General features: G+C 62.0%; 2 protein-coding genes. Both read left to right on the top strand.

The window, feature by feature from the left end; genetic code table 11:
• Window positions 1-223: 223 nt before the first annotated feature.
• Window positions 224-1189 (top strand): SDR family NAD(P)-dependent oxidoreductase, encoded by a 966-nt coding sequence (locus tag NDO55_RS11910; RefSeq protein WP_252115643.1) that lies wholly within the window; start codon window positions 224-226, stop codon window positions 1187-1189.
• A gap of 460 nt (window positions 1190-1649) precedes the next feature.
• Window positions 1650-9621, top strand: a 7972-nt coding sequence (locus NDO55_RS11905; protein WP_252115641.1) for a hypothetical protein, incomplete at its 3' end; no start/stop codon positions are given.

Raw genomic sequence — 9621 nt, 5'->3', positions numbered from 1 at the left:
CGCTGGTCGGCGTGAGCCTCGGCGGCAAGGCCGGCAAGGTCGACGTCCGCGTCGGCTACCAGGCCCTGTTCAACGGACAGCGCGAAAACCACGCCGGTACCTTCCGTATCCGCCTCCCGCTCGGCGGAAACTAAGGGGCAGGCCGCCACGAGTAAGGACCGCTCCCTTTTGGATAAGGGGGCGGTCCATGGCGTTCGGGCAATTCATCACCTAGACCTCTATTATGGGGGAATCGCCGCAACGAACCGATCGCGTCTTGCTGGCAGGTGCCAGCGGGACGATCGGTCGAGCTGTGGCTCGCCAGCTTTGCCGAACAGGTTTTGAGGTCACATGCATTCTGCGCCGTAGCGAAAGCGGTCGCGAAGCAGCCGAGGCGCTGTGTGAATTGGGGGCAAGCATCGAATATGCGGACGTGACCGATGCGTCCTCATTGCCGGCCGGACGATATGACGTCGTCATCTCCTGCCTTGCCTCTCGAACCGGCGTGCCGGACGATGCACGCCGCATCGATTATCTCGCCAATCGCACCATGCTCGATCTCGCCAGCCGAGGCGGCGCCCGCCACTTCATCTATCTGTCCGCCATCTGCGTCCAGAAACCCGAGCTCGCCTTCCAGTTCGAGAAGTTGAAATTCGAGGCCGACTTGCAGGCGTCGGGGCTGACCTACTCGATCGTCCGACCCACGGCCTTCTTCAAATCATTGTCGGGACAGGTGGCGCGCGTCCGGGCCGGCAAACCCTTCCTTCTTTTCGGCAATGGCGAGGCCACGGCGTGCAAACCGATCAGCGATGCCGACCTCGCCCGGTACATCGTCGACTGCATCGGCGACGAGTCGCGCCAAGATGCCATCCTGCCGATCGGCGGGCCGGGCCCGGCCATCACGCCGCTGGACCAAGGGCGCATGCTGTTCGAGTTGGTGGGCAGAGAGCCGTCCTTCCGTCGCATCCCCTTCCGGCTCATGGACATGATCGTCGGGACGCTTGCACTTGCGGGCCGTCTTTCGAAGCGTATCGCGGCCAAAGCGGAATATGCCCGCATCGGCAGATATTATGCGCGCGAGTCCATGCTCGTCTGGGACGCCGCGCGCGGAGTTTATGACGCCGACCTGACCCCCGAGATCGGACATGACACACTGGCCGATCATTATCGCGAGATGCTCGCTGCTATGGCCGATCGATCCGCATCCTGACCGGTCGATTCTAGGCCGGGATCAGTTCGTCCCGAAAAAAATTTCGGTTCGTCGAAAAATTTTTTGTCGTAAATTATCTCCGTATCGGCGCTTTATGTCGGGCTTAAACCTCGATTTGAGATCGTTCACATCGCTTCAAACCGGCTAACCTACCGCAAGAAAAATCGGGTCTTTTCAGCGGCCTAGGTGGGTCTGACTTCACCATTGTCACGCTTCCGTAAAAATGGCTAATTTCCGCCAACTTTTTGATTTTCGTGGCTCAATAAAATTAACTTACATCAGTGAAAACAGGGGGTGTTGCTGTTGCCCTTTTGAAATCACAGGCCTAAGGCTGAAGTGTGAAGACGTGTCGCAATGCGTCCCGTTTTGGCGTGCGCCTATATATAATGGCGCTGTCCAGGAGCGGATTGCAGCAAGTCGAGTTCGAAACGATCCGACCGGATCAACAGGGGAATAAAAGATGACGACCAACACGCGTAATGTGCTGCTGACGGGTGCTTCCGTAGCAACCTTGGGTCTTGCAATGCCGGCGATTGCCGCGCCGATCGTGATTGACGATGGTGGCCGCTCGCCCAACCCGACTGCGGATGTCGATATTGTAGACGTCATCGAGATCAGCGCGATCTGCGCCGATGCTCCCCTTATCAATGATTGCGGCGTGCGCACGACCGTGACCGGTTCGGCGACGATGGACGCCAACCAGGTGACCGCGCTCGTCTCCTCGACGACCAACGGCCAGGTCATCCAGTCGGCAAGCGCCACTGGCACCGGAAGCGAAGGCAATGCGACCCTGATTGCCTCGAACACCGGTCAGATCGACATCGTTGCGATCGCTTCGATCACGGCGGACGGCGTCAACGCTTCGGGCACTGCAACGGTGACCGGCGTCGCGACCACGGGCGGCGGCAACACCGCGACCGGCGCGACCGGTCCGCAGCTGACGACGGGCGGCAACAACACTGTGACGGATACGACCCCTGGTCCGCTGCAGACCTCGATGGTCATGGTCACTGCAACGACGACGGACAATGTGGGCGCGAATGCGACCATCGACGGCTTTGCGATCGCACAACGTGGCTTCGGCAATAATGTCGAGGCCACAATTGCAAATAGCGGCGATCTCGGCGTGGAAATCACGGCGGCTGCCTTCAATACGGGTAGCAATACGGCCTTCAACGATGCGACCGCGATTGCGGCGCTCGATAGAGGGATCTCGCAGTCGGCGATTGGAGAGGTCAGTGTCGACCTCGAAATGGATCTCAATGCTGCCCCGACCGGTCAAATCTTCCCGGCTCAGGTCGAAGTGGATGTGGACGCACGAGCGCTTGCACCAACCGGCACAGCCGACGCAAGTGCGCGGATCGCGCAGTTAGGTGGTGGCCTTGGCGGGGGCATTGTCCAGGCCGGGAATGTCGATGGCAGTAGTGCCAGTGTGAACATCGGGCTCGAAAATGACGGTATTGTCGACATCAATGCGACGGCTATCGCCGACGGGGCGGTTGCTAACGCGGATGCGATTGTTCAGCTTGGCGTGATCCAGTTTGCAGGAACGTTTACGTCTGCGCCGGCGGTGTCGCAGCCCCAAACGGCGGCTATTGACCTGAGCAACGGTGGTGTGATCGACATCAACGCAATTGCCGACGCCGGATATGTCGAAGGGGGCACGGCCTCGACGGCCAATGCCTTTGCAAATTTGCTCTACGGTGTAGTACAGTATGCTCGCGCTGATGACGCCAGCGTATCACTTGCAAACGATAGTGAGGCTTCTCTCAATGTCGGCGCCACGGCCGTGGCTGACGCGTCGGGTAATGCAGGTGCGCTCGCCTTTATGTCCGGCGGAGTGCTCCAGCAGGCGTTTGGCTCTGAAGTAAGCATCGGGTTTGTCAATGACGGGTCTCTTGGCGTAAATGTTAACGCAGCGGCGCAGAATGCCGCTTCCGGTAGTGCCCAGGCCTTCCTGTTCAATGGTGGTGTCCTGCAGCTTGGTCAGGGCTCTGCTGCGGCGGACCTGGTGCTCGCGAATAATGGCTCTGTCTCAATCAGTGTTGATGCCGATGGTATCAACAGTGCAGGCGCCGCGATCACCGGCGGGCTGTGGAATCAGGCTTTTGGCGGCGCTGTAAATCTCTCAATCCTCAATGAAGGCACTGTGGACCTTGACGTCTCGGCTCTCGCGCTTGCTGGTACGGGCACTGCGAATGCCAATGCGAACCTTGATGCGGGCGCGCTTGCCAACTTCGGCTTCGGCAGCACCAGCGCCAGTGGCATCATTGCTAATGGCGTTAGCGCGGTCGTCGACGTCGATGTTTCCGCTGTCGCGGTGGTGTTCCCGGGTTCGGGCAACGTCTCTGCTAATGCTAGAGGCCGTATTGCCAGTCAGCTTATCTCTGCGGGTTCGGCTGCGGACGGTATTGTTGCCAACAGTGGCACCATGTCGCTTGACGTCGTTGCGGGCGCTCGCCTCGGCTCGTCGAGCGCTTTCGCCAGTGGTGGTGGCACCGGTATCGATCAGTCGGTCGGTTCTGACGGCCTGTCTTCCGGCGTGGTCGATAATGACGGCGTTCTCTCCGTCAATGTCCAAGTGGATGCAGACGCTCTCTTCAACAATGTCGCTTCGGGCGGCGCGCTCGGCGTCAACCAGCAGGTTTTTGGCTCCGATGCCAGCGGCGTGATCAGTAATGATGGCGAAGTTTCGGTCGGTGGATTTGCGATCGCCGCTTTCTCATTTGGTACTGGGCTGTCGGCTGACGCCAATTTCGACGCGCTGTATGCGAACCAGAATGTTTCTGGCCTTGCCGCATATGGCGATGTTTCGAACGGCGGGACGATTGCCGTAGACGCATTCGCTGCTGCTTTTGGTACCTTCTCGGCAGCTGCGACCGCGACCGCCTGGATCGCTAACCAAAACGTCAACGGCGTGACCGCAACCGGTCAGTTCGCGAATTCGGGCTCAATCGACGTGGTTGCTGACGCTGACGCTTTCGGCACCAGTTCGCCCAGCGCCAACGCTAATGCCGGCCTCATTACGGCTGAATCCGCGCTCCAAGGTCGCCTCGGCGGTATCGAACAGAATGTTGGCGCTTCAAGCGTCGCCAATGGTGTGGTCTCCAACGATGGCCTCATCAGCCTCCAGGCTGTCGCAAGCGCGTCGGGTTTCAATGCCGATGCCAATGCCAATGCCAATGGGGTTGACCAGAACGTAAGCGGCGCGACGGCAATGGCTATGTTCGTGAACGGCGCCGAAGCTACCACAGGCACTGGGACGGGCACCGGAACTGGCACCGGTACGACTACCGGAACTGGAACGGGTACGGGCACTGGCACGACGGTTGCCACCCTCTCCATTAACGCGACGGCGGAAGCCGCGGGCTCCTTGGCCAATGCGGACGCCAGCGCGGCGGGTAATATCCAGCGCGCGACGGGCGCCACGGCCAGCGCGGCCGCAGACAATAACGGCGTTATCTCGATTGCGGCATACGCCGACGCCTCGGGCTTCTCGGCCAGCGCGGATGCACAAGCATGGCTCGGCCTTGCCCAGTTCGTGTCGGGCTCGACTGCCAATGCCTATGCCGAAAATGAAGGTGGCATCAGCCTCAATGCGGCCGCCAGCGGCTCGAACGCCCAAGCCCAGGCGCTGATCGGCATCTGGCAATCGGCTACCGGCTTTGGTGCCAGCGCGACGATCGTCAATGACGGCATGCTGTCGCTCGGCGCGGATGCCGACGCGGCCAACGAGGCTGTCGCGGTTGCACTCGCCGGCCTGTATCAGGACGTCAATGGTGCCGAAGCTGCGGCGAGCATCGCCAATTCGGGCACGCTGATGATGAACGCCGACGCAGCGGTCATCGAGGGCTCGAGCGCGGTCGAAGCGATCGCCGTAGTTGGTGGTGTCGAAGGTGGCGGTGCTGTCCAGCAGCGCGTTTCCGGCACTGATGCCAGCGCCTCGATCGCCAATGGTGGTTCGATGAGCTTCAACGCGGCTGCGGTCGCGTCGGGCACGAGCCAAGCGGATGCGACGGCTGCGGCCGACGCACTCGTGTCGCAATATGCTACGGGCAGCACGGCCAGCGTCTCGCTCTCCAATGATAGCGAAGCGTCGATCTCGGCAGAATTTGCGGCGGGCGCGGTTGGTCTCTTTGCCAATGCGAATGCGGGCGCTGAGTTTGCCATCCTCCAGGCTGCCATTGGCCGCACGGGCGGCGGTGTCGCCTCGCTCTCCAATGCGGGCACGATTGACATCGACGCGATGGCCGACGCAGTCGGCACGAGCTCGGCCAATGCCAATGCGGCGGCTGGTTCGGACATCGGTGCGGTCATACAGGCAGCCTATGCGACCAGCGGTGTCGCCTCGGCGCAGCTGGTCAATGGCGGTCTGATCTCGATCGACGCCGACGCGAGCGCGTTTGCTTCGGAAGGGCAAGCGAACGCCAGCGCCAATATTGGCGGCGTTGCGCAGTTCGCCAGCAATGATTCGGGTGCTACGGGCCCGAGCCCGATCGTCACCCTGGCGATCACTTCGACGGGTGCTACGCTTGGCCTTACCAACACGGGCACGATCACTGCGGACGCGAGCGCTAACGCAGGCGGCGGTACGGCTGCCAATGCAGAAGCCAGCGTGGACTTCGTGGTGCAGCAGAATGCCGACGCCAATATCGGCGACGCCTTCGCAGGTATCGCCAATAGCGGTCTCATCAGCGGCAATGCGGTAGCCAATGCGACCGGTTCGGCCGCAGAGGCAGACGCCGACATTCGCTATGTCGTCGAACAGGAAGCCTATGCTTCGACCGGCGATGCGTCGGTCTCGATGGTCAATGACGGCTCGGTCCTCGCCAACGTTGCGGCCAATGCCTCGGCGACCAACGAGTTCGCCGATGCCGACGCCAATATCGGTAGCGAAGGCGGTGGCATTATCGGCCAGTTCGCCGGCGCACCGGAAGGAACGGCTTTCGCCAACCTCACCAACAATGGCGTGATCGAAGGCACGGCCGCGGCTGTCGCCAACGGCTCGTCGGCTGAAGCGAACGCGTACGGCCTGGCTGTCGAGCAGAACGCCTACGGCACTGTCGCGATGGCAAACCTCGTCAATGCGGCCACGGTCGACGTTGACGCGGTTGCAAGTGCTGTGGCGACCAGCGGCTCGGCAGACGCCGATGCGGACGCCTACGGCATTCGCCAGGGTGTCAATGCCAGCGAAAGCGGCGTCGCCATGGCCACGCTGACCAACACCGGCACGATCAACCTCAACGCTGACGCGTTCGCAACGGGCGTATCGCAGGCCGAAGCTTCGGCCGACGCGCAGGCGATCAGACAGTTCGCAGGCGGTGGTGAAGCGTCGGTCAGCCTTTCCAATAGCGGGGCGATTGCCGCAACCGCATTGGCACAGGCTTCGGCTGCCTCGGCATCGGAAGGTGTCGACGCTGACGCCTCCGCCACGGGTATCGCGCAGGACGCCTATGGCTCCGAGGCCAATGCCAGCCTGGTCAACAGCGCCAATATCGCGATCTGGGCCCAGGCCAGCGGCACCGGTATCGGCAGCAACGAAGGTGATGCTTCGGCTGATGCCGACATCATCCGCCAGAACGCCAACGGTTTCGCTGGCGCTTCGGCAGCGCTGACCAACTCGGCGACCCTGTCGGGTCTGGCTGTCGCGAATGCGCTCCAGTCTTCGGGTAGCGAAGGCGCCGACGCCGATGCGGACGTCGATGGTATCGTTCAGAATGTCGGTTCGTTCGGCCCTTATGGGTCGGGCACCGGCACGAACCTCTACTCGGCCTCGCTCAACAATAGCGGTGCGATCAACCTGACCGCAGTGGCGAATGCTACGGGTCAGGAATATGCGAGCGCTTCGGCAAGCGTCGACGGCATTCGCCAGAATGCTTATGGTACGAGCGCAGTCGCCGTCATCGACAATAGCGGTGCGCTTGACCTCAATGCAGCTGCTTTCGCCTCTGCTACGACCGGTGACGGCGATGCAGAAGCCTCCGTCGAAGGTATCGAGCAGTTTGCGGGCGGCCTCAATGCGACGGCTTCGATCACAAATAGCGCCACGATCTCGCTCAACGCGACGGCCACCGCGGTCGGCGCCACTGACGCCTCGGCGGAAGTCGATGTCAATGATGCGATCAGCCAGAACGTGAACGGCGAATTCGCGGCCAACGGCAGCATCGTCAACAGCGGTGTCATTAGCATGACCGGCATCGCGAATGCGTCGGGCGCTTCGGAAGCGACGGCTGAGGTCGATATCCGTGAAGGCATCTACCAGTACGTCTTCGCCGAAGGCGGCACGGTCACGGGTACGAGCGAAGGTGTCACCACCACGATGTTCGTCCCGGGTGTTGCCAGCGGCGTTATCGTCAACAGCGCAAGCATCAACCAGAATGGCCAGGCCAATGCCACCGGCGGCAGCGATGCGGATGCATCGGCTGACTTCGAGGGCATCGAGCAGAACGTCTTTGGTGATGTGGCTGTCGGCGCGATCACCAATAGCGGTGCCATCAACATCGACGGTTCGGCCAATGCGGTTGCCAACGGCACCTTCACCACGACCATGATGATGGGCAGCGGCACGACCGCAACGACGGTGACCAACACCTTCGCCTCGGGGAATGCCGAAGCGAGCGTGACCGGTGAGTTCGGTATCGACCAAGAAGTCGGTGGCGATACCTCGGCGTCGGGTTCGATCGTCAATAGCGGCGCGATTGCCATGAACTTGGTGGCCAATGCGACGGCCAACGAAGAAGCTGACGCGGACGCCAACGGCACGGGTATCGACCAGTCGGTCTATGCTTCGGGCACGGCGGTTGCTGCTCTCGACAATAGCGGCGACATCGCCATCCTCGCGGCTGCGAATGCGGTCGGCGCGGATAGCGAAGCCAATGCGCAGGCCTCGGCCTACGGCATCTTCCAGAACGCCAGCGAAGCGGACGTTGCCACGGCGACGCTCAGCAATAGCGGTGCGGTTGCGCTCAGCGCCCTCGCCAGCGCGTCGGGTGCCTATGCCAGCGCCGAAGCGGAGGTCTCTGGCATCAGCCAGAATGTCGAAGGCGGCACGACGGCGAACGGCCTGCTCAACAATAGCGGGGCGCTGACCTTGCTCGCGAGCGCCAATGCAAACGGCTCGACCGAGACCGGCGGTGCCTATGCGAGCGCGATCGGCCTTCAGCAATATGTCAACGGCTCGACCGGTGCGGCGACGCTCACCAACAGCGGTGACCTGTCGATCGACGCCAACGCGTCGGCCAACGGCGTCAACTATGCTGATGCGGACGCGACGGCCACGGCTATCCGTCAGGATCTCTCGCTGTTCGGGACCAGTGCTGTTGCGGCGCCGGTGCTCGACAATAGCGGCGCGGTAGCGGTCGGCGCGAACGCCGTCGCTGCTGCGAGCACTGGCAACGCCCGTGCGGAAGCTTCCGCTTACGGTGTTTATCAGAGTGCAGAAGCCTCCTCGGTATCGGCGGTGATGAGCAATAGCGGAGCGATCGATATCGATGCGACGGCCTCGGCGAATGGTCTGACTTTTGCGAGTGCCGATGCATATGCTGCTTCCGGTCTCAGCCAGAATGTCGAGGCCTCGAATGTGGGTAATGGTTCGCTAGCAAACAGCGGTGCGATTAGCCTATCGGCGGTTGCCAATGCGGCGGCCAACGGGACGACGACCACGACCATGATGATGGGCAGCGGTACGACCGCCACGACGGTCACCAACGTCAACCAGACGGGTGATGCCTATGCCAGCGCAAGCGCCTATGGCGCGCTGACGCAGGTTGTTGAAGGTGGCAGCTCGGCGGTCGCCAGCATCTCCAACAGCGGAGCAGTTGGCGTCGACGCGCAGGCTTCGGCCAACGCCGCCGACTATGCTTATGCCTACGGCTATGTCGAAGTGGTCGACCAGCGTGCGCAAGGTGAAAGTGCCGCTTCGGCGTCGCTGTCCAACAGCGGTTCGCTCGTCGGCACGGCCAATATCGTCGCTGTCGGTTCTTCGGCCACGGCGTCGGCCAGCGGTACGGCCATCTACCAGCGTGTCGGCGGCACGAGTGTTGCCTTGGGTATCGACAATAGCGGCCAGGTCGGCCTCTCCGTTGTCGCCAGCGCAAGTGCGGCCGGTAGTGCGAACGTCGATGCCGATGCGATCGGTATCGAGCAGGATGTGACCGAAGGTTCGGTGGCTTCGGCCAGCCTCACCAACTCGGGCACGATCACGGCGAATGCGCTTGCGACCGCCACCGGTACGGCCGGCGAAGGCGAAGCGGCGGCGTCGGGTTACTATGGTGACCTCGACACCCCAGGCTCCGTCACGGTCGCTCTCGACAATTCGGGTTCGATTGCTGCTGGAGCGACGGCGGTTCATGCGGCGCAGGCTGATGCTTTTGCGGTGGGCTACCATGTCGATGCGCAGGAAGCTGAGGCGAGTGTTTCCAACTCGGGTGACA

This window comes from Sphingomicrobium sediminis (assembly GCF_023805295.1).
Taxonomy (GTDB): domain Bacteria; phylum Pseudomonadota; class Alphaproteobacteria; order Sphingomonadales; family Sphingomonadaceae; genus Sphingomicrobium; species Sphingomicrobium sediminis.
Note: the sequence above shows the minus strand (reverse complement) of the source record. Positions and strands in the feature narration are given on the sequence as shown.